General features: G+C 74.2%; 21 protein-coding genes. 8 read left to right on the top strand and 13 right to left on the bottom strand.

Annotated elements, in window-relative coordinates:
- Positions 1-72 precede the first annotated feature (72 nt).
- Positions 73-570, bottom strand: coding sequence for a DUF3574 domain-containing protein (locus ACGFMM_RS19910; RefSeq protein ID WP_393647676.1), 498 nt, complete (start codon positions 568-570; stop codon positions 73-75).
- A 229-nt stretch (positions 571-799) separates the two neighbouring features.
- Between ACGFMM_RS19910 and ACGFMM_RS19905 the strand changes: the two genes are divergently transcribed.
- Positions 800-1,384, top strand: coding sequence for a GerW family sporulation protein (locus ACGFMM_RS19905; RefSeq protein WP_393647675.1), 585 nt, complete (start codon positions 800-802; stop codon positions 1,382-1,384).
- Here the strand turns inward: ACGFMM_RS19905 and ACGFMM_RS19900 are convergent.
- The 8 genes from ACGFMM_RS19900 to ACGFMM_RS19865 form a co-directional block, all read right to left on the bottom strand.
- The gene (locus ACGFMM_RS19900) at positions 1,368-2,000 is read right to left on the bottom strand and encodes a sortase domain-bontaining protein (RefSeq protein ID WP_393647674.1); all 633 of its coding nucleotides are present in this window, start codon (positions 1,998-2,000) and stop codon (positions 1,368-1,370) included. The two genes, ACGFMM_RS19905 and ACGFMM_RS19900, sit on opposite strands and share 17 nt — an antisense overlap.
- The gene (locus tag ACGFMM_RS19895) at positions 1,987-2,718 is read right to left on the bottom strand and encodes a hypothetical protein (protein ID WP_393647673.1); all 732 of its coding nucleotides are present in this window, start codon (positions 2,716-2,718) and stop codon (positions 1,987-1,989) included. The genes ACGFMM_RS19900 and ACGFMM_RS19895 overlap by 14 nt, the downstream gene beginning before the upstream one ends.
- 153 nt (positions 2,719-2,871) lie before the next feature.
- Positions 2,872-4,278, bottom strand: coding sequence for a CitMHS family transporter (locus ACGFMM_RS19890; RefSeq protein ID WP_393647672.1), 1,407 nt, complete (start codon positions 4,276-4,278; stop codon positions 2,872-2,874).
- A 133-nt stretch (positions 4,279-4,411) separates the two neighbouring features.
- Positions 4,412-6,649, bottom strand: a complete 2,238-nt coding sequence (locus ACGFMM_RS19885) for a molybdopterin oxidoreductase family protein (protein ID WP_393647671.1) — start codon at positions 6,647-6,649, stop codon at positions 4,412-4,414.
- A gap of 115 nt (positions 6,650-6,764) precedes the next feature.
- Complete coding sequence (locus ACGFMM_RS19880; RefSeq protein WP_393647867.1) at positions 6,765-7,406, bottom strand: TetR family transcriptional regulator; 642 nt, start codon at positions 7,404-7,406, stop codon at positions 6,765-6,767.
- Positions 7,407-7,425: 19 nt separating this feature from the next.
- Positions 7,426-8,712 (bottom strand): hypothetical protein, encoded by a 1,287-nt coding sequence (locus tag ACGFMM_RS19875; RefSeq protein WP_393647670.1) that lies wholly within the window; start codon positions 8,710-8,712, stop codon positions 7,426-7,428.
- Entirely contained in the window at positions 8,709-9,590 is an 882-nt protein-coding gene (locus tag ACGFMM_RS19870) for a hypothetical protein (protein ID WP_393647669.1), read from the bottom strand. The genes ACGFMM_RS19875 and ACGFMM_RS19870 overlap by 4 nt, the downstream gene beginning before the upstream one ends.
- Complete coding sequence (locus ACGFMM_RS19865; RefSeq protein WP_393647668.1) at positions 9,587-11,707, bottom strand: right-handed parallel beta-helix repeat-containing protein; 2,121 nt, start codon at positions 11,705-11,707, stop codon at positions 9,587-9,589. The genes ACGFMM_RS19870 and ACGFMM_RS19865 overlap by 4 nt, the downstream gene beginning before the upstream one ends.
- Positions 11,708-11,862: 155 nt before the next feature.
- Between ACGFMM_RS19865 and hmgA the strand changes: the two genes are divergently transcribed.
- Positions 11,863-13,206: a homogentisate 1,2-dioxygenase gene (hmgA, locus tag ACGFMM_RS19860; protein WP_393647667.1), complete on the top strand. Its 1,344-nt coding sequence runs from the start codon at positions 11,863-11,865 to the stop codon at positions 13,204-13,206.
- A 29-nt stretch (positions 13,207-13,235) separates the two neighbouring features.
- On the top strand, positions 13,236-13,985 hold the full coding sequence (locus ACGFMM_RS19855) for a GntR family transcriptional regulator (protein ID WP_393647666.1): 750 nt from the start codon (positions 13,236-13,238) through the stop codon (positions 13,983-13,985).
- A gap of 17 nt (positions 13,986-14,002) precedes the next feature.
- On the opposite strand, the gene ACGFMM_RS19850 is transcribed toward ACGFMM_RS19855, so the two are convergent.
- Positions 14,003-14,173 (bottom strand): hypothetical protein, encoded by a 171-nt coding sequence (locus ACGFMM_RS19850; RefSeq protein ID WP_393647665.1) that lies wholly within the window; start codon positions 14,171-14,173, stop codon positions 14,003-14,005.
- Positions 14,174-14,329: 156 nt separating this feature from the next.
- Here ACGFMM_RS19850 and ACGFMM_RS19845 point away from each other — a divergent pair, with 156 nt between their 5' ends.
- Positions 14,330-15,484, top strand: a complete 1,155-nt coding sequence (locus ACGFMM_RS19845) for a type ISP restriction/modification enzyme (RefSeq protein WP_393647866.1) — start codon at positions 14,330-14,332, stop codon at positions 15,482-15,484.
- A 19-nt stretch (positions 15,485-15,503) separates the two neighbouring features.
- On the opposite strand, the gene ACGFMM_RS19840 is transcribed toward ACGFMM_RS19845, so the two are convergent.
- On the bottom strand, positions 15,504-16,220 hold the full coding sequence (locus tag ACGFMM_RS19840) for a TetR/AcrR family transcriptional regulator C-terminal domain-containing protein (RefSeq protein ID WP_393647664.1): 717 nt from the start codon (positions 16,218-16,220) through the stop codon (positions 15,504-15,506).
- A gap of 63 nt (positions 16,221-16,283) precedes the next feature.
- On the opposite strand from ACGFMM_RS19840, the gene ACGFMM_RS19835 reads away from it, so the two are divergent.
- Genes ACGFMM_RS19835 through ACGFMM_RS19825 form a run of 3 tightly spaced genes read left to right on the top strand, consistent with a single transcriptional unit; the run spans position 16,284 to position 19,329 of the window.
- Positions 16,284-17,240, top strand: a complete 957-nt coding sequence (locus tag ACGFMM_RS19835) for an ATP-binding cassette domain-containing protein (RefSeq protein WP_393647663.1) — start codon at positions 16,284-16,286, stop codon at positions 17,238-17,240.
- Positions 17,237-18,064 carry an ABC transporter permease gene (locus ACGFMM_RS19830; protein WP_393647662.1) on the top strand — a complete coding sequence of 276 codons (828 nt, stop codon included), beginning with the start codon at positions 17,237-17,239 and terminating at the stop codon, positions 18,062-18,064. The genes ACGFMM_RS19835 and ACGFMM_RS19830 overlap by 4 nt, the downstream gene beginning before the upstream one ends.
- 47 nt (positions 18,065-18,111) lie before the next feature.
- Entirely contained in the window at positions 18,112-19,329 is a 1,218-nt protein-coding gene (locus tag ACGFMM_RS19825; protein WP_393647661.1) for a CaiB/BaiF CoA transferase family protein, read from the top strand.
- A 206-nt stretch (positions 19,330-19,535) separates the two neighbouring features.
- Here ACGFMM_RS19825 and ACGFMM_RS19820 read toward each other — a convergent pair whose 3' ends face one another.
- Positions 19,536-19,808 carry a hypothetical protein gene (locus ACGFMM_RS19820; protein WP_393647660.1) on the bottom strand — a complete coding sequence of 91 codons (273 nt, stop codon included), beginning with the start codon at positions 19,806-19,808 and terminating at the stop codon, positions 19,536-19,538.
- A gap of 365 nt (positions 19,809-20,173) precedes the next feature.
- Here ACGFMM_RS19820 and ACGFMM_RS19815 point away from each other — a divergent pair, with 365 nt between their 5' ends.
- Entirely contained in the window at positions 20,174-21,793 is a 1,620-nt protein-coding gene (locus tag ACGFMM_RS19815) for a serine/threonine-protein kinase (protein WP_393647659.1), read from the top strand.
- Here ACGFMM_RS19815 and ACGFMM_RS19810 read toward each other — a convergent pair.
- A complete protein-coding gene (locus ACGFMM_RS19810) occupies positions 21,777-22,583 on the bottom strand; it encodes an SGNH/GDSL hydrolase family protein (protein ID WP_393647658.1) in 807 nt (268 codons plus the stop codon). The genes ACGFMM_RS19815 and ACGFMM_RS19810 overlap by 17 nt on opposite strands.
- Between the last annotated feature and the right edge of the window lie 29 nt (positions 22,584-22,612).

The raw sequence follows: 22,612 nt of genomic DNA, 5'->3' as shown, positions 1-22,612 counted from the left end.
TCCGGCGGGCCGAGCACCCAAACTAGCGCTGTTAGTTTTCCGGCGCCAGAGCCTCCGGACGTGCCCCGGGTCTCAGAAGTCGGCCCGGACCGGCCCGTCGAGCCTGCCCACCGACTCCTGCGCGTACGCCGTCTCGTACGCCTCCCGGATTCGCTCGATGAGCGCATCGCGCACCCCGGTCTCCGACTGCGGGTACAGCAGGATCAGCTCGTAGCTGCGTTCCCGCTCGATCGTGCCGTTCCGGTCCCGCCACTGTCCACGGCCGTCCTGGACGGTCAGGCCGTCCGGGAAGCGCGGCGTGACCTCCTGGTCGACGAAGGCCATGAACTGGGCGTCGGTCACGGCCGGGCCGCCGTCGGGGCGCTCGGTGCCGAACAGTAGCCGGGTCTCCCGGTACGTCTTGCCGCGGACGGTGGCGGCCGAGACCGCGCCGCCGGCCCCTGCCGGGGCGGCCGGCTCCTCGCCGAGGGTGGCGTACGCGGCGGGCGCGCCGCCGAGCAGCAGCAGTCCGCCGGCGACGGCGAGGGCGAGGCGGGTGCGCGGGCGGACGGACGGGAGGGAGCGAGCCATGGCGGATCCTTATGTGACGGTGTGGTGGCGGAACGTCACACACTGTGTCAGCTCGCGGGTTCCGGAGGGGGTGCCCCACGCCTTGTGACCGCCCGAGGGGTTGCGGCGGGAGCGTTGGTGGGCGGCATGCTGGAGGGGTGGCCGGCCGCCCTCCCGGTCGAGGCCGGGCGGCCCGGCCGGCGGCCGCCGCGTACCCGCCGCGTACCCCCAGTCGACCCCGGAGGCCCTGATGACCGGACACGACAACAGCGCCGGACTGCCCGACAAGGCGGCGCACGAGGCTCCCGGCGAGGCGATGGCCGGGGTTCCCGAGGACGCGGCCGCCCAGGTCCCGCACCGGGCCGCCGAGACGGCCGCGGCGATCCTGGACCGGCTGGCCGAGCGGCTCGGCGGAAGGGCCTCGGTCACCACCGTCTTCGGCGAGCCGGTGACCCGCGACGGGATCACCGTGATCCCGGTCGCCGAGTCCGCCTTCGGCTTCGGCGGCGGCACGGGCCGCGAGCTCGGCCCGGAGAAGGACGGCGAGGGCGGGGGCGGAGGCGGCGGCGCGGCCGCGAAACCGGTGGGCTACATCGAGATCGGCGAGGGCGCCGCCGTGTACCGGCCGATCCGCCGGCCCTGGACCGAGGCGGCCGGCCCGGTCGCGGCCGTTCTCGTGGCCCTGATCGTCTCGCGGACGGTACGCGCCCTCGCCGGCCGGCACACGACGGGGCACTGTCGGCACTGGGCGGCGAAGCACGCCCTGCGCGCGGCGACGCGGCACCGCCTGCGGACGGCCGCGGGGCGCGGCCGGCAGCTCATCGCTCGCGGCTGACCTCCGTCAGGCGCCCGCGTACGTCGACGGCGGAACCGGCGTCGACGGCGATCACCCGGACTCGCGGGGCGCCCCGGCCGGTCTCCCCCGCGGGGAGGTGCTGCAGGGCGTGGGCGCGCACCTCGTCGACGGTGAAGACGGCGGTGAGCCCGTCGGCGCGGGTGACGCGGACGGTGTTGCCGCGCTGCAGCGCGCCGAGTCCGTGCAGCACGGCGGTCCCGGTGCCCCCGCCGCGGCCGACCACGACGGCGGTGCCCGGCTCGCCGGGGCTGGGGCCGTGCGCGTACCAGCCGACGACCTCGGGGTCCCGCAACTCCGGCGCGCCGGGCGGCCGCCCGGCGGCCGAGCGGGACAGGGCGACGACGCGGGCCTCGACGGTGATCCCGGGGAGGGCGAGGACCGTGGCACGGGAGCGGCCGAGCGGCCGTACGCCGGACTCCGGGGCGCCGGGCTTGTGATCGGCGCGGACGGCGGCGGCCGGGGCTGCCACGTCCGCCGGGTCCTCCGTCACGGACCACCACACGGCGGCGGCGAGGACGGCGCCGAGCGCCGCGGTGCGGGCGAGCCGGAGCCGGCGGCGCCGGCCGGACGCGAGCCGGGCGTTACGCGGGCTCATCGTCGCGGCGCCGGGTGCGGTGGGCGAGGACGAGTCCGGCGATGCCGGCGAGCAGGGCGGCGATGCCGGAGCCGAGACCGAAGAGCGTGCTGTCGTCGGCCGGTTCGTCGGCGGCCGCGGCCGGACCCCGGTCCTCCAGGGAGCCCGCGAGTTCGACGGGCGCGGGCGCGGCGGCGGCCCGGGCGTGCGGCGGGGCGACGTTGCCGTTCTTGGCGTCGCCGCCGGCGGCCCCGGTCCGGGGGCAGGAGACGGTGAACGCCTGGTGGGTGCCGACGCCGCGGGCGCCCTCGCGGGCCCAGCCGAGCCGGTAGGTCCCGTCGGGGAGGGCGAGGCGGCTGGACTGGCCGCTGCCGCCGGCCAGGCCGATGCGGCCGGCGACGGTGTGCCCGTCGGTCTCGTGCGGCTGCGGGGCGATGGTCCAGTTCACCGAGTCGAGGGCGCCGAAGTCCGTGGCGGTGAGGTAGAACGCGCAGACCGTCGCCTCGGTGCGCGGATCGTCGTACGGCGTGCCCACCCGGTGGATCCGTACGTCGCCGCCCTCGCCCGAGACGGGCGCGGGGGCGCCGGTGGCGGGGGCGGGGACGGCCGCACACAGGGCGAGGGCGGCGGCGGAGGCCGCGGTGGTGAGCACACGGCGGGACCGCAGGGGGCGCGGGGACCAGAGGGGACGCGGGGGCTTCACGGGGCGGGCGAAACGATGCGGGGGACGGACGGACATGCGGAATTCCTCCAGCCGTGGGGACGTCGGATGGATCAACCGGTGATCTGACTATCCGTCACAAAATTGTTACGGAGGGTGGCCGCAACGCGTGCCAGCCTCCGTAGTCCGCCCGTTCGGCCGATGACCGCACAGGCGTTCCCCTCTGTGAGGTCAGATGATGCCGAACACCAGACCGGCCGCGAGCACCACCAGCGAGGTCAGCGCCGCCCACTTCACGGTGAACCGGGTGTGGTCGCCGAACTCCACCTTCGCCATGCCGACGAGCACGTACACGGCGGGCACCAGCGGGCTCGACATGTGCAGCGCCTGACCGACGAGCGAGGCCCGGGCGATCTCCAGCGGCGAGACGCCGTGCGCGGCGCCGGCCTCGGCCAGGACCGGCAGCACGCCGAAGTAGAAGCCGTCGTTCGACATGAAGTACGTGAGCGGCAGGCTCAGCACACCGGTGACGAGAGCCATGTGCGGGCCCATGCCTTCGGGGATGGCGCCGACGAGCCAGTCCGCCATGTGCTTGACCATGCCGGTGCCGGTGAGCACGCCGGTGAAGACGGCGGCGGCGAAGACCATGCCGGAGACGTTGAGGACGTTGTCCGCGTGGGCGGCGATCCGCGCCTTCTGGTCGGCGACCTTCGGGAAGTTGACGGTGAGCGCGAGGGCCGCGCCGATCAGGAACAGCACCGGGATCGGCATGAGTTCCAGGATCATCGCCGCCAGCAGGGCGACGGTGAGGCCGGCGTTGAACCAGTACAGCTTGGGGCGCAGGGTCGGACGGTCGGGGTCGAGGCCCTGGAAGCCGTCGTCGCCCTCGCCGCCGCGGCCCTGCCCGGGGGCTTCGGGGAGCCCGGCGCCGCCCTTGGCGGGCTTGCGCTCGCCGCTGTCGCCACCGCCGGCCGCGACCAGGACGGTCTCCGACTCGGTCTCCAGCGCCTCGTCCAGCGTGAGGTAGCCGATGCGCCTGCGCTCCCGCAGGCCCAGGACGTACGCGAGGACGAAGACGAACAGCAGGCCGACGCCGAGGGCCGGGATCATCGGTACGAAGATGTCGGCGGCGTCCAGCTTGAGCGCCGTGGCCGCGCGGGCGGTCGGGCCGCCCCACGGGAGCGTGTTCATCACGCCGTTGGCGGTGGCGGCGACGCCCGTCATCACGACCAGGCTCATCCCGAGCCGCTTGTACAGCGGGTACATCGCCGAGACGGTGATCATGAACGTGGTCGAGCCGTCGCCGTCCAGCGAGACGACCGCCGCGAGCGCCGCCGTACCGACGACGACGCGCATCGGGTCGGCCTTGCAGAAGCGCAGGATGCCGCGGACGACCGGGTCGAAGAGACCGACGTCGATCATCACGCCGAAGTAGACGATCGCGAACATCAGCATGGCCGCGGTGGGCGCGAGCTTGCCGACGCCGTCGATGACGTAGTCACCGAGCTGTGCACCCTGTCCGACGACGACGCAGAAGAGCGCGGGGACGAGGACGAGCGCCGCGATCGGCGACATCTTCTTCATCATGATCAGGACCAGGAAGGTCGCGATCATGCCGAAACCGAGGACGGTCAGCATGGAGGACACCTCACGTTCACCCTTGAACACCGCCGGAGCGGCGGTCCGGATGACCGTAGGTGCCCTCTTCTTGCGTTAACAAGACGTTGACGCGTGAGCAATAAGAGCAAAACCCCAGGTCACACGGGGGGTGCTAGGCGAGCGGGGTCACCTCGACCGGGAAGCCGTTGAGCACCGCGGTGCCGGACAGCGGGTCGAGCCGGCTGCCGTCGAGGAGCTGGTTGACGTTGACGCCGGGGCTGGTGCGGGCGACGCCGAGGCGGGTGCCGGTCCGGTCGTGGCCCCAGCCGTGCGGCAGGCTCACGACGCCCGGCCGCACCGCGTCGGTCACCTCGACCGGGACCTCCAGCGCGCCGCCGTCGCCGGCGATCCGGGCGGACTTCCCGTCGTCGAGGCCGAGCCGGACGGCGTCCTCGGGATGCACCTGGAGGGTGCAGCGGTTGGTGCCGCCGATCAGTACGGGCACGTTGTGCAGCCAGCTGTTGTTGGAGCGCAGATGGCGGCGGCCGACCAGCACCAGCGGCGCGGGCGGCTCGGTGAGGGCGCGGCGCAGCCGGGGCAGATCGGCGGCGATCGGCGCGGGCAGCAGCTCGACGCGGCCGCTGCGGGTCTTGAGCAGCTGCGGGATCCGGGGCCGCAGCGGGCCGAGGTCGTAGCCGTGCGGGGACCGGCGGAGGTCCTCCAGGGTGAGGTCGTACGGGCCGAGGCGCAGCATCAGGTCGAGGCGCCGTTCGGCGCCGGTGCGGCCCGTGAGCAGCCCGGCCAGCTCCTTCGGGTCGGCGCCGTACACCGGGGAGTGCTCCTGCGTCACCGCGCGGGCGAGGGTCGTGTCGATGGCGAGGTCGTCGACGGCCTCCGGCGGCGCGCCGTGCTTCCCCGAGCTCTCGGCTTCGCTCGAGCAGGGGAGACCCCAATCGGAGACCGCGAGGATCAGCCGGGCGTGGATCTCGCACTCGTCCATGCGGCCGTCCTCCAGGGGGACGGCGGGCGGCGAGTAGCGGGCCTGGTTGCGCACGGCGAAGCCGTTGAAGGCGAAGTCGAAGTGGCCGCTCTGGGAGGGCGGCGGCGGGGGCAGGACGACGTCGGCGTGGCAGGAGGTCTCGTTGAGGTACGGGTCGACGGCGACCATGAGGTCGAGCGAGCCGAGTGCCCGGGCGAGGCGGTCGCCGTCGGGGGCGGACAGGACCGGGTTGGCGGCGATGGAGATCAGCGCGCGAATCTGCCCGTCGCCCGGGGTCTCGATCTCCTCCGCGAGCGCGGCCATGGGCAGTTCGCCCTTGGCCTCCGGGTGGCCGGAGACCCGGCTGGTCCAGCGGCCGAGGGCGAAGCCCTTGCCGGGGCCTTCCGGGCGGGGCGCGGGGGCGGTGGCGGAGAGCGGGAACATCGCGCCGCCGGGGCGGTCGAGGTTGCCGGTGAGCACGTTGAGGACGTCGACCAGCCAGTTGGCGAGGGTGCCGTGGGCGACGGTGGAGCTGCCCATGCGGCCGTACACGGCGGCGGTGGGCGCGGCGGCCAGTTCGCGGGCGACGGCGCGTATCGCGGCGGGGTCCGCCTCGCAGGCGGCGGCGACGGCTTCCGGGCTGAAGTCCCGCAGCGCCTCACGCACTTCGTCGACCCCTTCGACGTGCTCCGCCAGCCGGCCGAGGTCGGTGAGCCCCTCCTCGTACAGGGTGTGCGCCAGGGCGGCGAGGAACAGCGCGTCGGTGCCGGGGCGCAGGGCGAGGTGCCGGTCGGCGAGCCGGGCGGTACGGGTGCGGCGCGGGTCGACGACGGTGAGCGTGCCGCCGCGGCGGCGCAGCGCGCGGAGCCGGCCGGGGAAGTCGGGGGCGGTGCACAGACTGCCGTTGGAATCCATCGGGTTGGCGCCGAGCATCAGCAGATGGTCGGTGCGGTCGAGGTCCGGCACGGGGACGGCGAGGGCGTCGCCGAACATCAGGCCGCTGGAGACGTGCTTGGGCATCTGGTCGAGCGTGGAGGCCGTGAAGACGTTGCGGGTGCGCAGCGCGCCGAGGAGCAGCGGCGGGTAGAGCGCGCCGGCCATGGTGTGGACGTTCGGGTTGCCCAGCACGACGCCGACGGCCTGCGGGCCGTACTGCTCGATCAGCGGCCGGACGCGGGCGGCGATGGTGTCGAAGGCCTCGTCCCAGGTCGCCTCGCGGAGTTCGCCGTCCCTGCGGACGAGCGGTGTGCGCAGCCGGTCCGGGTCGGAGTCCACCGCACCGAAGGCCGCGCCCTTGGGGCAGACGAATCCCTGGCTGAACACGTCGTCCCGGTCGCCGCGGGCGCCGGTGACCTCGCCGCCGTCCAGGGTGAGGACGAGGCCGCAGGTGGCCTCGCAGAGGGGGCAGACACGCAGAGCGGACGTGGACATGAGCTCTCCCGGGGTTCCCTGGGGGCGGACAGCCGGAGCATACCGACCGGTAGGGACGGTGGGGAGGGGGTGCGCGGCGCGGGGTCGGTCGAGGCGGGGTGAGGCGCGGCGCGCGTCAGCCGCGGTCGAGCACGGGGCCGAGGTACGCGTGCAGCAGCAGCCGCGTCTCGGAGATCAGCGCCTGGTCGCCGGCCGGGTCGGTGCGGAAGGCGAGGTGGAGCAGCGCGTCGGTGGCCTCGACGCCGACCAGGACCTGGCGGCGCAGCGTGGCGTCGGCGGTCCGGCCGAGGTGCTCGGCGAGCAGGTCGGAGAGCCGGTCGGCGACCAGCCGGTTGGGGTCGGCGGCGCCATGGGGGTCGCCGGCCTCGGCCGGGGCCGGGACGCCGAAGTCGACGAGCCCGAAGCCGGGGACGGAACGCTTCATCGCGATGTACTCGTCGAGGACGGTGTCGATCAAGTCGGTCGGGCAGGTGCTCGGCCGGGCCGCGAGGCGGGCGGTGATCCGCTCGCCGTAGCTGTCCAGATTGCGGTGGGCGAGGGCGTCGGCCATGGCCCGCTTGTTGCTGAAGAAGCGGTACACGGAGCCGATCGGGACGCCGGCGCGGACAGCGACCGCGCGGGTGCTCAACTGCTCGTACCCGGTCTCGTCGAGGAGTTCGGCGCAGGCGTCGAGGATCCGGGCGAGCCGCTCGGCGCTGCGCTGCTGGACGGGGGCGCGCCGGAGGGCGGGGGTGTTCGGCTGGGACACGGGGTCCATCATGCCCCTCCCGTCGGGGTCAGGCGATGAGCAGCCCGATGCCGCCCAGGGTGTACGCGATCATCAGCACGAACAGCGGGAGCTGGCCGGCCACCGCCCGGGCGGGCGGGAAGAGCCGCACGGCGCGGTCGTGCGCGGCGACGACGCCGAGGACGTGGCCGGTGACGATCGCGGTCACCTGGAGGGCGGCGAGGCCGCCGGGGGTCAGGGGCGGGGCGGGCGCGGCGGCGTTGTCAGTGCCGAGTGCCACCATGACTGTGCGTGGTCCTTCGGTGACGAAGAGCGAGAAGTAGTGCGCGACGAGATAGCCGAGCGCGATCGGCAGGAGGGAGTGGGCGAATGCGGTGAGGGGGTGGTCGATCCGGCGGTTGAGCAGGCGCAGGGCGCCGGCGCTGAGGCAGTACAGGACGGCGACGAGGGCGACGGCGGCGAGCAGGCCGAGGGTGGCGGCGGCGGTGCGGCCGAGAGGGGAGGTCTGGACGGCGGCGATCCAGCGCGGGGAGTCGGAGAAGCCGTCGTAGGCGGTGGAGCCGAGGAGCACGCAGACGGTGGCGACGAGACCCGGGACGGGCGGGGTGGAGTCGAGGCCGTGCAGGGGGTTGCGCAGGACGAGTCGGCCGTCGGCGCGGCGGCCGAGTGGGGAGAGCCGGGCGAGCAGTGCGGAGTAGACCTCGAAGGGGTCGGCGCGGGCGAACCATTCGGGGCCGTGGCGGGCCGCGCCGAGGAGGTGGACGGCGGTGTGGGCGGCGAGGAAGACGAGGAGGGCGGTGGCGGACGCCCGTTCGGGGGCGACGAGTTCGAGCCAGGTGAAGACGAGCAGGCCGGCCGCGGCCGGGCGGATTCCGAGGCCGGCGGGGAGCGGGCGCGGCGGCCGGGGAGGCCGGCGGCGCGCGGGAAGGAGGGAGCGCAGGGAGTAGAGGGCCCGCAGGGGGCTGCAGAGCCGGCCGACGGGGCCGAGGAGGAGGGAGGCGGGGACCAGGCCGACCCAGAGGAGGACGTAGACCGCGCCCGGGGCGGGATTGTGCTCGGGGCCGGCGGGGCCGAGGAGCAGAGCGAGTACGACGGCGAGCAGCCCAGCCGCGCCGAGCGCCCGCAGGGCGGTGCGGGTGGCGCGGGCGTCGGCGAGACGCTGGAGCGCGGCGGGCAGGGGGCGGCCGGAACGGTCGCCGCGGAAACGGGAGTCGGACCAGAGCAGGCCCAGGGCCAGGAAGGAGACGAGCAGGGCCGCGAACGCGCCGGCATAGGCGTAGAAGGGCGAGATCGGCAGGTCGTGCTGCGTGCCGACGCCGTGCGCGAGAGCGGTCACCGCACCACCAGCTGGGTCAGCAGGAGACCCGAGTCGTGGGTCTCGACCTCGAAGAGACCGGTGCGGTCGGCGGTGAGGGCGAGGGTGGCGGGCTCGCCCGCGCGGAGCGGGAGTTCGCGGTCGTAGCCGTGGACGTGGAGGGTGTCGGCGCGGTCACTGGTGACGCGGAGGGTGAGGCGCTCGCCCTTCTTCAACTCGATGCGGGACGGAGGTGGTTGGACGGAGGTGCCGGAGACGGTGATGGCGACGGTGCGGCCCGGGGCCGGGATGCCGGGGGCCTTGGCGGAGGGGGAAGCCGTCGCGCCCGGGGTCAGGGCGACGGTGGTCTCGACGGGGCGGGCGGCGACGGCCCAGACGGTGTGGTCGTCGGCGTGCAGGCGGACGGTGAGGGTGCGCGCGCCGGGCGGGACGTACGCCCAGGGGCCGTAGAGCCGGGCGGTCTCCTTGCCGTCGACGAGGAGACGGGCGTGACCCCGGCCGTGGACGGCCGCGCCGCCGGCGCTCTCGGGGGTGAACCGGAAGCGGCTCACGTCGAGCCGGAGGTTCCAGCCGCCCTCGCTGTCGGGCAGCACCTCGGCCCGTACGGCGGGCGCGCCGGCGGCCGGGACCTCGCGCAGCCGGTGCCCGCTGCCGTCCCGGGCGGGCAGCAGGGTGCCGGTGCTCCCGGCGGCCTCCTGGTGGCTGGTGCCGGGCTTGTGATGCGTCGTGGCCCGGCCACCGCAGCCGGCGGCCAAGAGGACGGCGGAGAGCGTGACGGCGACAGCGGCTCCGCGCCGCCACGCCCGCCGGCCCCCGCCGGAGGGGGCCCGGCGGACCGGGGCGGCCGGGCCTGCGGCTCGGGCGGGGGTGCGCGCGGCCTGCTGCGCGGGGCGGCTCATGAGGCGGCCTCGTCCGTCGCCGGGCGGGCGGACCGGGCTGTCGCGCCGGCGGGCTCGGCAGGGTCCCCCGGCCGGTCCGGGGCGTCGGACTCCGCCTCCGCCCGCGGCGCGGGCTTCGCGGCGGCGGTCAGGGCCCACAGGGTCCAGACGACGGCCAGCAGGGCGCGGAGCCAGGCCGGGCTGAGCGGGATGCCGGGGACCATCAGGACCGCCTTGTCGAAGGCGTCCAGGAGGGTCAGCGCGCCCAGCACCACCGTCGTCCGGCCGAACCAGGGGCGGGCGGCGTGCAGGCGGAGGCCGAGGACGGTCCACCAGAGGCCGGCGAGGAGGAGGCCCAGGGCGGGTACGGGGCCGGCGGCGAGGTCGCGGGTCGAGCCGGCCACGTCCAGCGCCAGGCCGGCCAGGCCGGCGGCGGTGGCGAGGGCGGCCGCCCGGTCGCCGCGCAGCCTGCGCCGCCACAGGGCGACGCCGACCAGCGCCAGGACGGCGGCGCAGCCCAGGGACAGCTGGGTCTCGACGCGCGCCAGGCCCCGTGCGCCGTACCAGTCGCAGCCGGCCGGGAGTCTGCGGGCCTGGACGTTGTAGTCGGCGCAGACCAGCAGGTGGGCCAGTTTGGCGGGTTCGCCGACGAGCCGGTCGGAGCCGCCGGACACCGCGCCGAGCCGCGTCCCGCACTCGGGCAGGGTGAGCGGGGCGGTGGGCCCGGCGTCGCCCTGCCAGCAGTTGCCGCCGCCCTGCCCGTCCCACCACACGTCGGTCCGGTTGGGCCGGGGGTTGCCGGACTTGTCGACGCCGAGCCGGTTGCCGGCGTACCGGTTGTGGTGGGAGGTGTCGGTCTGCTTGCCCCAGGCGGACTCGCCGCGGAGGTAGGCGGGCACCGCGCTGAGGAAGAAGGCCGCGTTGCTGTGCCCGTAGACCCAGTTGTCCTCGTACCGGTTCCAGTTGCCGCCCGCGGTGATGATGCCGGTGCCGGGCGGCATGGAGATCTGCGGGCAGACCACGCCCTGTTCGTAGCCGCGCTCGGCCGGCGGCTCGGCGCAGGTGCCGTCGGCGACGTACCGGTAGTAGTTCTGGTTGTTGTCGTGGATGAGGTTGCGCTCGAACCGGGCGTGGTTCTGCGGGAGTCCGGGGTGCCCGGGGAAGGCGGAGTCCATCGACGCCCCGCCCATGTTGTGGTCGAACTCGTTGTCGTGGACATAGACGGAGTCCCCGGCGGTGCCGGAGTAGCCGACCATGTTGTGGTGGCTGCGGCAGCCGGTGATCTCGATGGAGTAGCGGGGCACGTCGTAGCCACGGCCGTCGTTGATGTCGGAGGCCGAGCCGGGGTAGATGCCGGAGTCGCCGTTGCCGTACGACTCGCAGTTCTTGTACAGGCCGCGGTCGGAGGCGAAGGTCAGGAAGCCGTACTCGTCGTTCCAGCGGGTGAGCACGTCGTCGATGACGAAGCCGTCGGCGGCCAGCACGTACAGCGAGTTGAAGGTGGTGCGCTGGGCGGTGAAGTTGCGGAAGTAGACGCCGTCCGAGCCGTCCGCTCGGATCGCGTTGAGCTTGGCGTACTTGGCGTCGATCACGACGTCGAGGCGTGACGCGCCGGTGCCCTCGATCTGGAGGTTCTTCTTGCCGAGGATCGCGACCAGGTTCTGGTTGTGCGGGCACTGCTTCTGCTGGGCGTAGCTGAGGATCTGGTAGCCGAGCGCGGACTTCGGGGCCTTGAGCGCGGCGCAGGCCCCGGTGGGCGCGGGCAGCGAGGGCTCCTCCTCGTACAGGCCGGGCAGCACGGCGATGGTCATGCCGGGCCGGTCCACCGCGTCCACGGCCTGCTGGAGGTGGCGGTAGCCACTGCGGGCGCAGCGCTCGTACAGCGCGAGGTTGCGGGCCTTCAGCGGGGCGGGGAAGGCGGCGATGCGGCGTTCGAAGGCGGGCCGGTCGGTCTTGCAGACCAGCAGATCGGGCTCCCCGGTGCGCAGCGCGGGCACGCTGCCGGAGCCGTCGGGGAAGGTGACCGGGCGCTCCTCGTGGGCCTGGGCCACGGGCGCGGCGAAGGCCAGGGACAGTGCGGCGGCCAGGGCGGCCGCGGGCGCGAAGAGGAGCCTGCGTATCCACGGGGAGCGCGACATGGGCGTGAGAGTAGAGCAATGTTCATCTTTTGGAACCCCTCGTGCACGGGATTCGTCCAAGCCCTCCCCGTTGACGCGGCGCGCGCGGAATCCTACGGTCATACATAGGAATGCAGGAATGCGGTTTCCCGAGGGTTTCCAGAGCAGGAGCGGGCATGACAGGCACGGCCGGCACGGCGCACACGGAGCAGGCACGCAAGACCGCGGAGGCGCTGGCGTACTCCCACGGTTTCGGCAACGAGCACAGCTCGGAGGCCGTCCCGGGCGCGCTGCCGACCCGCGGCAACTCGCCGCAGCGGGCCCCGCTGGGCCTGTACGCGGAGCAGCTCAGCGGCAGCGCGTTCACCGAGCCCCGGGCGCACAACCGGCGCTCCTGGCTCTACCGGATCCGCCCCTCTGCGGCGCACCCGCCTTTCACCCGGACCGACAACGGCGCGGTCCGCACCGCGCCCTTCACCGAGACGGTCCCCGACCCCAACCGGCTGCGCTGGAACCCGCTGCCGGACCCGGCCCCCGGGACCGACTGGCTGGCGGGCCTGTGGACGCTCGGCGGCAACGGCGACGCGGCGCAGCGCGCCGGCATGGCCGTGCACCTCTACCACGCCAACGCGCCCATGCAGCGGGTCTTCGGCAACTCCGACGGCGAGCTGCTGATCGTCCCCGAGCAGGGCGGTCTGCTGGTCCACACCGAGCTGGGCCTGCTCTCCGCCGGCCCCGGCGAGGTCGTGCTGATCCCGCGCGGCGTGCGCTTCCGCGTCGAGCTGCTTGAAGACACCGCTCGCGGCTACGTCTGCGAGAACTACGGGCAGCCGTTCCAGCTCCCCGACCTCGGCCCGATCGGCGCGAACGGACTGGCGCACGCCCGCCACTTCCGCGCCCCGGTCGCCGCGTACGACGACGCCGAGGGCCCGGTCGAGGTGGTCAACAAGTACTGCGGCAACCTGTGGTCCGCCACCTACGACCACTCCCCGCTGGACGTCGTCGCCTGGTTCGGCAACCACACCCCGTACGTCTACGACCTGCGGCTCTTCAACGTCATCGGGACGATCTCGTACGACCACCCGGACCCGTCGATCTTCACGGTGCTCACCTCTCCGTCCGACACCCCCGGTCTCGCGGGCGTGGACTTCGTGGTGTTCGCGCCGCGCTGGCTGGTCGGCGAGGACACGTTCCGCCCGCCGTACTTCCACCGCAACGTGATGAGCGAGTACATGGGCCTGATCGAGGGCGCGTACGACGCCAAGACTGCCGGAAAGGGGGGCTTCGTGCCGGGCGGCGGCTCGCTGCACAACATGATGTCCGCGCACGGCCCCGACCGGGAGACCTTCGACAGGGCCAGCGCCGCCGAGCTGAAGCCGCAGAAGATCGACGACGGTCTGGCCTTCATGTTCGAGACCCGCTGGCCGGTGATCACCACCGCGCAGGCCGCCGGGGCGGACCACCTGCAGAGCCGCTACGACGACGTATGGCAGGGTCTTGAGCGCCACTTCCGGCCGTAGTGTCCCGTAGTCGTCGTACGGAGTCCCCCGTGACCGCCTTCTCCCCCGACTCGCTGATCCTGAACCGCAAGCTGCCGCTCTGGTATCAGGTCTCGCAGTCGCTCCGCGCCTCGATACTCGGCCGCGCGCCCGACGCGTCGCTGCGGCTGCCGACCGAGGAGCAGCTCGCCGGCCACTACGGCGTGAGCGTGCTGACCATGCGGCAGGCTCTGAAGGAGCTGGAGGAGGAGGGCCTGATCAGCCGGCACCGGCGGCGCGGGACCTTCATCGAGCCGGGGGCGCGGCGCAGTGCGCCGCGCCGTCTGCTCGGCTCGATCGACGCGATCGTGGCGCAGCAGTCCGGCGAGCGGACGACCGTGCTCGGGCACGGCCCCGCGCCCGTGCCGGGCGAGCTCACCGAGCATTTCCCGGACGTGGCGGAGGTGGTCGCATACCGCAGGCTGCGCCGCGACGGCGAGACCGGCGAGCCGACCAACTGGGCGGAGAACGCGGTCCGTCCGGACGTGGCGGCCCTGCTCGACCCGGCCGACCTGGAGCGCTGGCCGATGACGAAGGTGCTGCGGGACGTGGTCGGGGTGCGGATCAGCCGCATCACGGACACGGTCGAGGCACGGCTCGCCGACCCCGAGACGGCGGCCCTCCTCGAGGTGCCGCTGCTGTCGCCGATCCTGCACTACACGGGTGTGACGTACGACGAGGACGGCCGCGTCGTGGACGTGGCCCGGATCCGCTACCGGGGCGACCGCTTCTCCTTCACGGTGACCGTCGAAGCGCAGTGAGCCGCCCTGGGGGCGGATCACTTCTCGGGGAAGTCCGCGCCGCGCTCGCCCTCGGCCTGGGAGGGGGTGGTCCGCGCCGTCTGCGGGTGGTGGACCTGCTCCTTCTGCTGGGCGTCCATGTCCTCCTCGAGCCGTTCGCCTTCGGCCTGCGAGGGAGTCGTGTAGTCGTACTGGCTGTACCGGTTCATCGCCCGCCTCCCGGGTCGGTACATAACCCCACAGAAGGAGCGTAGCCCCTCTGTGGCCGGAAGGACCGGCTGGCTAGCATCTGCTGCGTGACCCAGAGCCCGCGCACGAGCCCTGCCGAGTCGGCCGCCGAGGAAGCGCCGCTGCTCGACGACCTCATGCCCTGGTCGGCGGCCCCGCTGCGGCTCGGCCGGTCCTGGATCGTCGCGCCGGACGTGCGCACCCTGCGGGCCCGCTGGGACCGGCTGGTCGGGGCGGCGGGCGAGGATCGGACGGCGCTGTTCCGGCCGAGCCGGGCGCGGACCCCGTCGACCTCGGTGGCCGCGCTGCCCGGGCAGCGCACCGGCACCGTCCGGTTCGCCCGGGAGACCGGCCGCTGCCCCGAGCCGGTGCGCCTCGCGCACGGGCCGTTCGACGAGCAGTGGCTGCTGCCGGACCACCGGCTGATCGACACCGGCCGCCCCGAGCTGTGGCGGGTCGCCGACGACGCCCAGCTCTTCGCGGTCGAGCAGGGGTACGTGCCCGGCGCGCCCGGCCCGGCGCTCCTGGTCACCGCGGTCCTGCCGGACGGCCGCTCGCCGGCGGGCCGGCCGGGCCGGATCCGCCCGCTGTACCGCCGCCCCGGCGGCGCGGAGCCCAATGTCGCGCCCGGTCTGCTCCCGTTCCTGAGCGTGCGGTACGGGCACGAGGTCACCGCCCCGGACCTGCTGGCCTGGGCCATGGCGTCCGCCCGCCCCTCCCCCGCCGGCTGCCGGGTCCCGCTGCCCGCGGACCGGGACCGCTGGTCGGCGGGCGTGGCGCTCGGACGGCGGCTGACCGGCGTCCAGCTGCGCGGCGCCCGCGGCGGTGAGAAGCCGCGGCTGCCGGGCGGGCGGCGGCCCTATGTGCGCGCGCCGATCCCCGCGCGGCCGGCGGAGCTCGCGTACGACGCGGCGGAGGAGACGCTGGCCGTGGACGAGGGCCGGATCGCGCCGGTGCCGACGGAGGCGTGGGAGTACACCGTCGGGGGCGTGCGGATGCTGGAGCAGTGGTTCGCGCACCGGACCGCGCCGGCCGAGCCGGGCAGCCTGGAGGCGATCGGGCCGGCCGCCTGGCCGCAGGAGTGGACCTCGGAACTGCTCGAACTGATCACGGTCCTGGCCCTGTTGGGCCAGAGCGAGCCGGAACGGGCCGCGCTCGACGAGGGCCCGCGGCTGACCCGGGCCGCGCTGCGGGAGGCCGGCGTCCTGCCCGTACCGGACCGGGCCCGCCGGCCGGCGACGGTGCTCGACCATCAGGAGGAGGGACCGGAGGGCCAGTTCGCGCTGCTGTGAGCAGGCCGCCGGACGGGCCCTAAGCGGGTGCGAACGAGTCGAGGACTCGCAGGAGCGTGCGCTCGAAGACCTCTTCGGGGTCGAGCGGCCGGGCCCCCGACTCGGCGATCACCGCGGCCAGTCGCGGAAACCCGCCGCCGGCGAGCTGCCCCATCAAGTACGCGCCGCGCACGGCCTGTTCCTGCTCCTCCGACCAGGGCAGCCCGCGGGCGCGCTCGGCGATCGCCAGCTCGTTGGCGACGATGGTCATGACCGTGCCGTTCACGTTGGCGAGCAGCTCCATCTTGACGCCGCCGGGCAGGTCGAGGCCGTCGAGGCAGGCCAGGCCGTGCTCCAGGAAGCGCAGGGCGTTGGGGCCGAAGGCGTAGCCGGTGGTCATGAGGCGGATCACCCAGGGATGCCGCCGCATGATGGCCCGCGCCTGGCGGGCCAGGTGCAGCATGTCCGCGCGCCAGTCGCCGCCGGGGCCGGCGGCCAGCTCGTACTCGCCGCTGACGGCGTCGACCATCAGCTCGTACAGGTCCTCCTTGCGGGGGACGTAGTTGTACAGCGACATCGTGCCGCAGCCGATCTCGGCCGCCACGCGCCGCATGGAGACCGCGTCCATGCCGTCCGCGTCGGCCACGCGTACGGCGGCCGCCACGATGTCGGCCCGGCTGTACGCGGGCCTGGGGCCGCGGCCGGTGCGCTCGGGGCGCGCCCAGATCACTTCGGGTTCGGCCGCTCGGCCCGCCATGGATCATCACCTCGCCCACCATCGTAGTTACGTACACCGTACGTAGTGCGCTATGGTCACGGCATGACGACTACGTACGCTGTACTTAGTGAGGGTCTGCGGAAACGCTATGGAGACGTCCACGCCCTGCGCGGGCTCGATCTGGCGGTCCCCGAGGGCACGGTCTGCGGGATCCTCGGCCCCAACGGGGCGGGCAAGACCACGGCGGTACGGGTGCTCACCACCCTCACCTCCCCGGACGCCGGCAGCGCCCGCGTCGCCGGCCGCGACGTGACGCGCGAGCCGGCCGAGGTGCGCCGCAGGATCTCCGTCACCGGCCAGTACGCCTCCGTCGACGGCGACCTGAGCGGCGCGGAGAACCTCCGGCTCTTCGCCCGGCTGCTGCGCGCCCCGCGCTCCCGCGCCGGCGAACTCCTGGAGCGCTTCGGGCTGACCGAGGCGGCCGACCGCCCGGCCCGCACGTACTCCGGCGGCATGCGCCGCCGGCTCGACCTCGCCGCCAGCCTGATCGTGCCGCCGCAGGTGCTCTTCCTCGACGAGCCGACCACGGGTCTCGACCCGCACAGCCGGAACGAGATCTGGGACGCCGTACGGGGGTTGGCGTCCCGGGGCACGACCGTGCTGCTCACCACCCAGTACCTGGAGGAGGCGGACCAGCTCGCGGACGAGATCGTGCTGATCGACGAGGGCCGGGCCGCGCACCGCGGCACGCCCGCCGAACTCAAGGCGCGGATCGGCAGCTACGCGGAGGTCGTCGTCGCCGACGCGGCGCTCCTTCAGGCCGCCGCGGCCGTACTCGACCGGCTCACCGGCTCGCAGCCGGCCCTCGACCCCGAGCGCCGCACCGTCGGCGCGGTCACCCTGGACGGGACGCTGACCCTGCCGCGGATCGTCCGCGAGGTCGACGCGGCCGGGGTGCACCTCGTGGACGCCTCGCTGCGTCCGCCCACCCTCGACGAGGTGTTCCTGCGCCTCACCGACCGCACACCGCCCGCCGACCGCAAGGGAGTCGCGGCATGACCGCCCTCGTCCACGACGGAGAGAAAGGTGCGCGCGAAGCGCTCTCTGCAAGGGCGGTGGTGGGAGACGGGTGGGCTGTCCTCGGCCGTCATCTCCAGCGCATCCGGCGCGCCCCGGCGCTGATGATCATGACGCAGACGATGCCGATCGTCTTCCTGCTGTTCTTCGGGTACGTCTTCGGCAGCGCGCTCGCCATGCCGGGGGCCGAGTACCGCGCCTTCCTCGTGCCAGGCCTGCTGGTCGCGACGGCCGCGGGCGGGCTGATGACCGGGATGTTCCAGGCGGCCCAGGACTCCCACCGGGGCGTGATGGACCGCTTCCGGACCCTGCCGATGAGCCGGGCCGCCGTGCCGCTCGGGCAGTCCCTCGCCGATCTGGTCACCAGCGCGGCCGGCATGGTCCCGATGATCCTGATAGGGCTCGCCATGGGCTGGCGGATCGAGGGCGGCGCCCTGGAGGCGCTGGCCGCCTTCGGGCTGCTGCTGCTCTTCCGCTCCGCCATGACCTGGGTCGGGATCCTGCTCGGTCTCGCCTCGCAGAGCGAGGAGGCGGCGGGCCAGCTCGGCAGCGCCACCTTCATGCTGCCGCTGCTGTCGAACGCGTACATCCCGACCGACGGCATGCCGGGCTGGCTGCGCACGGTCGCCGAGTGGAACCCGATCTCGGCCGTGACCACGGCCGTACGGGACCTGCTCGGCAACGCGCCCGTCCCGGCGGACGCGGCCTGGCCGGTGGCGCACCCGGTGGCCGGGGCGCTGCTGTGGTCGCTGGCCCTGCTCGCGGTGTTCGCGCCGCTCGCGGTGCGCCGGTACGCGAAGGTGTGACCCACCCGCGGATGACAAACGGGGCGCGGGCGCGATAGGCACGCGGGATGAGTACCCGCCCCTCCCCCGCCGGCCCACAGCCGCTCCCGCTGGACGGGATCACCGTCGTCGCCGTCGAACAGGCCGTCGCCGCGCCCTTCGCCACCCGGCAGCTCGCCGACCTCGGCGCCCGCGTGGTCAAGATCGAGCGCCCGGACGGCGGCGACTTCGCCCGCGGTTACGACACGGCCGCGGCCGGCCTCGCCTCGCACTTCGTCTGGTGCAACCGCGGCAAGGAGTCCGTCGCGGTGGATCTGAAGGACCCGCGCGGCCTCGCCCTGGCCCGGCGGCTGATCGCGGACGCCGACGTGTTCGTGCAGAACCTGGCGCAGGGCGCGGCGGCCCGCCTCGGCCTGGACGCGGCCACGCTGTGCGCGGCGCATCCGCGGCTGGTCGCGGTGGACGTCTCGGGGTACGGGGCCGAGGGGCCGTACGCGCACAAGCGGGCCTACGACATGCTCGTGCAGTGCGAGGCCGGTCTGGTGTCGGTGACCGGGACGACGGAGCAGCCGGTCAAGGCGGGCATCCCGGCGGCGGACATCGCGGCCGGGATGTACGCGTACTCGGGCGTGCTCGCCGCGTTGGTGCGGCGCGGGACGACCGGCCGGGGCGGTCCGGTGGAGGTCTCGCTGCTCGACTCGCTGGCCGAGTGGATGGGGCATCCGCTGCACCACGGGATGCACGGGGGCACGACCCCGGCGCGCACGGGCCTGGCCCACGCGGTGATCGCGCCGTACGACGCCTATCCGACGGCGGACGGCAGTCTGGTGCTGTTGTCGGTGCAGAACGACCGGGAGTGGCGGCGGCTCGCCGAACAGGTCCTGGGCCGACCGGAGTTGGCGGACGATCCGGACTTCGCCACCAACACCGCCCGGGTGGCGCGGCGGGCGGACACCGACGCCGCGGTGGCCGCGGCGCTGGCGCCGCTGCGGGCGCCGGAGGCGCTGGCCCGGCTGGAGGCCGCGGGGATCGCCTGCGCCCGGCTGAACACGGTGGCCGATCTGGCGAAGCACCCGCAGCTGGAGGCGCGGGACCGGTGGCGGACGGTGGACTCGGCGGTGGGCCCGCTGCGGGCGATGCTTCCGCCGGTCGTCTTCCCGGACGGTCCGGAGCCGGCGATGGGCGCGATCCCGGCGCTCGGCGAGCACACGGAGCCGGTGCTGGCCGGGCTCGGCGTCGGCGGGGCGGAGCGCGACGAGCTGCGGAAGGCGGGCGTGATCGCCTGAGCGGGAGACCGTGGGCGTGAGTGCCCGAGCCGGAGTCCGTGCGCGTGATCACCTGAGCGGGGGACTCCGGTTCGGGCCGTACGCCCTCAGGCAGCACGAAGCCCGGACGGGTGGGGAACACGTCCGGGCGGTGGCGACGGCGGTCGGCAGAGTGAGCGGGAGGGTGCGCCGGGCAGGCGGGCCCGGCCGACCGGTCGGGTGCGGTCCTAGTGCCGGCTGCCGAAGAGCGAGCGGCGCAGGCGGCGCAGGGGCGCGAAGAGCGAGACCCGGGCGCTGCGGCTGCGGTGGCCGTGCACGGGGGCGGCGGCTTCACGCGTCGTCAGTTCGCGCATGAGCAGCGTCGCCTCCGCGGCCTCGCGCTGCGGTATGGCGGGTCCGCCGAGGACCGCGAGATGGCGGTCGAGGCGCGAACTGGTCGCGCTGCTCCCGCAGGTGATGGCAGGTACTCGCGCCCTGCTGCGCATCGCTATCTGTTCCATGTCTCTCCCCACCCGTACAAAGGGCACCCGGCCCGGGCAGGTTAACCCTATCGCCCCACACTGACACCCGGGTATCCCGGCCGCAGGATTCACCGCACTCTGACGGGGATTGACGGTCACCGTCCGAATCCGACTGATTCCAGGGTGAGTTGGACAGCGAACGAACACCTGCCGAACCGTCACGAACCATCCTGCACACAAGGAGGTCAGCGGCGGACATCTGACGGTGTGTGATCTCCACCACCAAGATCATCGCTGTCCGAAGTGGTCCCGAGGTGGGGGCAGAAGACCGTTCCTGAGCTAACTTGGAAGGGTTTCTGCCGTGTTGCCTCACCCAAGCAGACACCGACGGAGGGGACCCGTCCATGAGCGGAGCGACGCCGGGGGCCGCCGGGCGGCCCGACCGCCTGATCGCGGGCCGGTACCGGCTCCTCGACGCCCTCGGCGAGGGCGGCATGGGCGTCGTCTGGCGGGCCCGCGACGAGGTCCTGGACCGCGAGGTCGCGGTGAAGGAGGTCCGCGCCCCGGCCGGGCTCTCCGCCGAGGACGTGCGCCGGATGTACGCCCGCCTGGAACGCGAGGCCTGGGCGGCCGCCCGCATCCCGCACCGCAATGTGGTCACCGTCTACGACGTGGCCTCCGAGGACGGCCGGCCGTGGATCGTGATGGAGCTGGTCCGGGGCCTCTCGCTCGCCGAGGTGCTGGAGGCGGAGGGCCCGATGCCGCCGCGGCGGGCCGCCCGGATCGGCGCGGAGGTGCTCGCGGCGCTGCGGGCGGCGCACGAGGCGGGGGTCCTGCACCGGGACGTGAAGCCGGGCAACGTGCTGCTCGCCAACGACGGCCGGGTGGTGCTCACCGACTTCGGCATCGCCCGAGTGGCGGGCAGCTCGAACCTCACCATGACCGGCGAGCTGGTCGGCTCCCCCGAATTCCTCGCGCCCGAGCGGGCGTTGGGGCGCGAGGCGGGACCCGAGTCCGATCTCTGGTCGCTCGGCGTGCTGCTGTACGCGGCGGTCGAGGGCGCCACCCCGTTCCGCCAGGACACTCCGCTGAGCACCCTGCGCGCGGTCGTGGACGAGGAATTGCCGCCGGCCCGGCGGGCCGGTCCGCTGGCCCCGGTGATCGAGGGCCTGCTGCGCAAGGAGCCCGCCGAGCGCCTCTCCGCGCCGGAGGCGGCCGACCGGCTGCGCCTCGTCGCGGCGGGCGGGGAGCCGCGCACGGAGCCGATGGCGGCGGGGGCGTACGCGCCGCCGCCCCCGGACGGCGGGGACGGCGGACCGGCCTCGGGAAGTCCCCAACCGCCCCCGCCCGAGGGACCGACGGCGCCCGTGGCCGGCGAACCGGAGCGTTCGCGGCGCGCCGGGGCGGTGCTGGTCGCGGGGCTCGCGGTGCTGCTGCTGGCAGTCGGCGCGCTGACGTATGTGCTGCTGCGCGAGAAGGAGCCGGACGGCGGCGGGGCTCCCACGGGCGTGAGCGGCGCCACGACGGGCGGCGCCACGACCGCGCCGCCGAGCACGCCCCCGCCGAGCGCGACGACGACCGGGCCGACGAGCACCCCGTCCTCCTCCGGGCCCGCCACGGCGACGCCGCCGCAGACGGTGGGCGTGTGGGCGAAGGCGGTGCGCGGGAGTTACCACGGGCGGTGCCCGGCGCCGGAGGGCGAGGCCCCGGCGTTCGCGGCGACGGTCTCGGTCGGGCGGGTCCCGGCGACCGTCGAGTACCGCTGGGCGACGGAGAGCGGCGAGACGTCGGCGGCGGACTGGGAGACGCTGCGGTTCACGGCGGACGGGCCGAAGCAGCGGCAGGTGGAGCACACGGAGCTGACGTACCGGAAGGACGCGACGCACCACGACCGGGTCCGGGTGGAGATCCGGAGCCCGGCCGGGGCGCGCTCGAACTGGGTGGCGTTCTCGGTGACCTGCGAGGAGGAGAGCCCGACGGGCGGGACCCCCTACCCCACCGGCTCGGTCACGCCGCGTTCGTGAAGGTGGGCAGGTAGCCGCCGGACTGGCCGGAGGCGGTGGGGTGGTACGACTCGCCGATGTTCAGCCAGTTGACGCTGTGCAGCCAGGCCGAGCCGGAGCAGATCTCGTGGCCGGTGAAGGCCGGGACGACGCTCGCGAAGGTGAAGCCGTGGTCGGCGGCGCGCTTCGCGACGGCGGCGTTGAGGTGGTCCGATCCGCCGTTGATGGCGGCCCGCTCGTTCTCGCTGAGGCCGGCGACGCAGCTGCCGGAGAGCTTGTAGAAGCGGGGGTAGCCGAGGACGACGACTCTGGCGTTGGGGGCCTTGGCTCTGATCGCGTTGTACACCGAGTCCAGCCGGCCGGGCAGGGTGTTGGTGACATAACTCTTGGCTTGATTCACTCGGTTGATACAGGTGGCCTCGGACTGGAGGACACAGGTGGTCATGACGTCGGCGAAACCGGCGTCATTGCCTCCGATGGTGATCGAGACCAGGTCGGTCGCGGTGGACAGGGGGCCGAGCTGACCGGCCGTGACATCGCTCGTCACGGCGCCCGAGCAGGCGGTGAAGGCGAACGACGAGGGGGCGTTCGCGTTCTTCCAGAGGACGGGGTAGGCCTTGGTGGATCGCTTGCAGGAGCCGCTGGCACTGTCGTAACTCCCGGCGCCCACGCCGGAGGAGTACGAGTCGCCCAGGGCCACGTAGTCGAGCGCGGCGCTCTCTGCCGCCTGCGCCGCCCCTGCCCCGGTGAGGGCGAGGACGGCGCCGAGGAGCAGCGACGAGGAAAATGCCGCGAAACGGGTCAGTTTCATGCAACCTCCCTTGAGCAGGATCTCTGCCT

Source organism: Streptomyces sp. NPDC048604 (assembly GCF_043199435.1).
Classification (GTDB): Bacteria; Actinomycetota; Actinomycetes; order Streptomycetales; family Streptomycetaceae; genus Streptomyces.
The sequence above is the reverse complement of the archived record's forward strand: the minus strand, read 5'-3'. Positions and strand labels throughout refer to the sequence as shown.

Excerpts from the sequence above, each read along its gene's own strand:
- ACGFMM_RS19910 (WP_393647676.1), bottom strand. The coding sequence starts at position 570 with ATGGCTCGCTCCCTCCCGTCCGTCCGCCCGCGCACCCGCCTCGCCCTC.
- ACGFMM_RS19905 (WP_393647675.1), top strand. The coding sequence starts at position 800 with ATGACCGGACACGACAACAGCGCCGGACTGCCCGACAAGGCGGCGCAC.
- ACGFMM_RS19900 (WP_393647674.1), bottom strand. The coding sequence starts at position 2,000 with ATGAGCCCGCGTAACGCCCGGCTCGCGTCCGGCCGGCGCCGCCGGCTC.
- ACGFMM_RS19895 (WP_393647673.1), bottom strand. The coding sequence starts at position 2,718 with ATGTCCGTCCGTCCCCCGCATCGTTTCGCCCGCCCCGTGAAGCCCCCG.
- ACGFMM_RS19890 (WP_393647672.1), bottom strand. The coding sequence starts at position 4,278 with ATGCTGACCGTCCTCGGTTTCGGCATGATCGCGACCTTCCTGGTCCTG.
- ACGFMM_RS19885 (WP_393647671.1), bottom strand. The coding sequence starts at position 6,649 with ATGTCCACGTCCGCTCTGCGTGTCTGCCCCCTCTGCGAGGCCACCTGC.
- ACGFMM_RS19880 (WP_393647867.1), bottom strand. The coding sequence starts at position 7,406 with ATGGACCCCGTGTCCCAGCCGAACACCCCCGCCCTCCGGCGCGCCCCC.
- ACGFMM_RS19870 (WP_393647669.1), bottom strand. The coding sequence starts at position 9,590 with ATGAGCCGCCCCGCGCAGCAGGCCGCGCGCACCCCCGCCCGAGCCGCA.
- ACGFMM_RS19865 (WP_393647668.1), bottom strand. The coding sequence starts at position 11,707 with ATGTCGCGCTCCCCGTGGATACGCAGGCTCCTCTTCGCGCCCGCGGCC.
- hmgA (WP_393647667.1), top strand. The coding sequence starts at position 11,863 with ATGACAGGCACGGCCGGCACGGCGCACACGGAGCAGGCACGCAAGACC.
- ACGFMM_RS19850 (WP_393647665.1), bottom strand. The coding sequence starts at position 14,173 with ATGAACCGGTACAGCCAGTACGACTACACGACTCCCTCGCAGGCCGAA.
- ACGFMM_RS19845 (WP_393647866.1), top strand. The coding sequence starts at position 14,330 with ATGCCCTGGTCGGCGGCCCCGCTGCGGCTCGGCCGGTCCTGGATCGTC.
- ACGFMM_RS19840 (WP_393647664.1), bottom strand. The coding sequence starts at position 16,220 with ATGGCGGGCCGAGCGGCCGAACCCGAAGTGATCTGGGCGCGCCCCGAG.
- ACGFMM_RS19835 (WP_393647663.1), top strand. The coding sequence starts at position 16,284 with ATGACGACTACGTACGCTGTACTTAGTGAGGGTCTGCGGAAACGCTAT.
- ACGFMM_RS19830 (WP_393647662.1), top strand. The coding sequence starts at position 17,237 with ATGACCGCCCTCGTCCACGACGGAGAGAAAGGTGCGCGCGAAGCGCTC.
- ACGFMM_RS19825 (WP_393647661.1), top strand. The coding sequence starts at position 18,112 with ATGAGTACCCGCCCCTCCCCCGCCGGCCCACAGCCGCTCCCGCTGGAC.
- ACGFMM_RS19820 (WP_393647660.1), bottom strand. The coding sequence starts at position 19,808 with ATGGAACAGATAGCGATGCGCAGCAGGGCGCGAGTACCTGCCATCACC.
- ACGFMM_RS19815 (WP_393647659.1), top strand. The coding sequence starts at position 20,174 with ATGAGCGGAGCGACGCCGGGGGCCGCCGGGCGGCCCGACCGCCTGATC.
- ACGFMM_RS19810 (WP_393647658.1), bottom strand. The coding sequence starts at position 22,583 with ATGAAACTGACCCGTTTCGCGGCATTTTCCTCGTCGCTGCTCCTCGGC.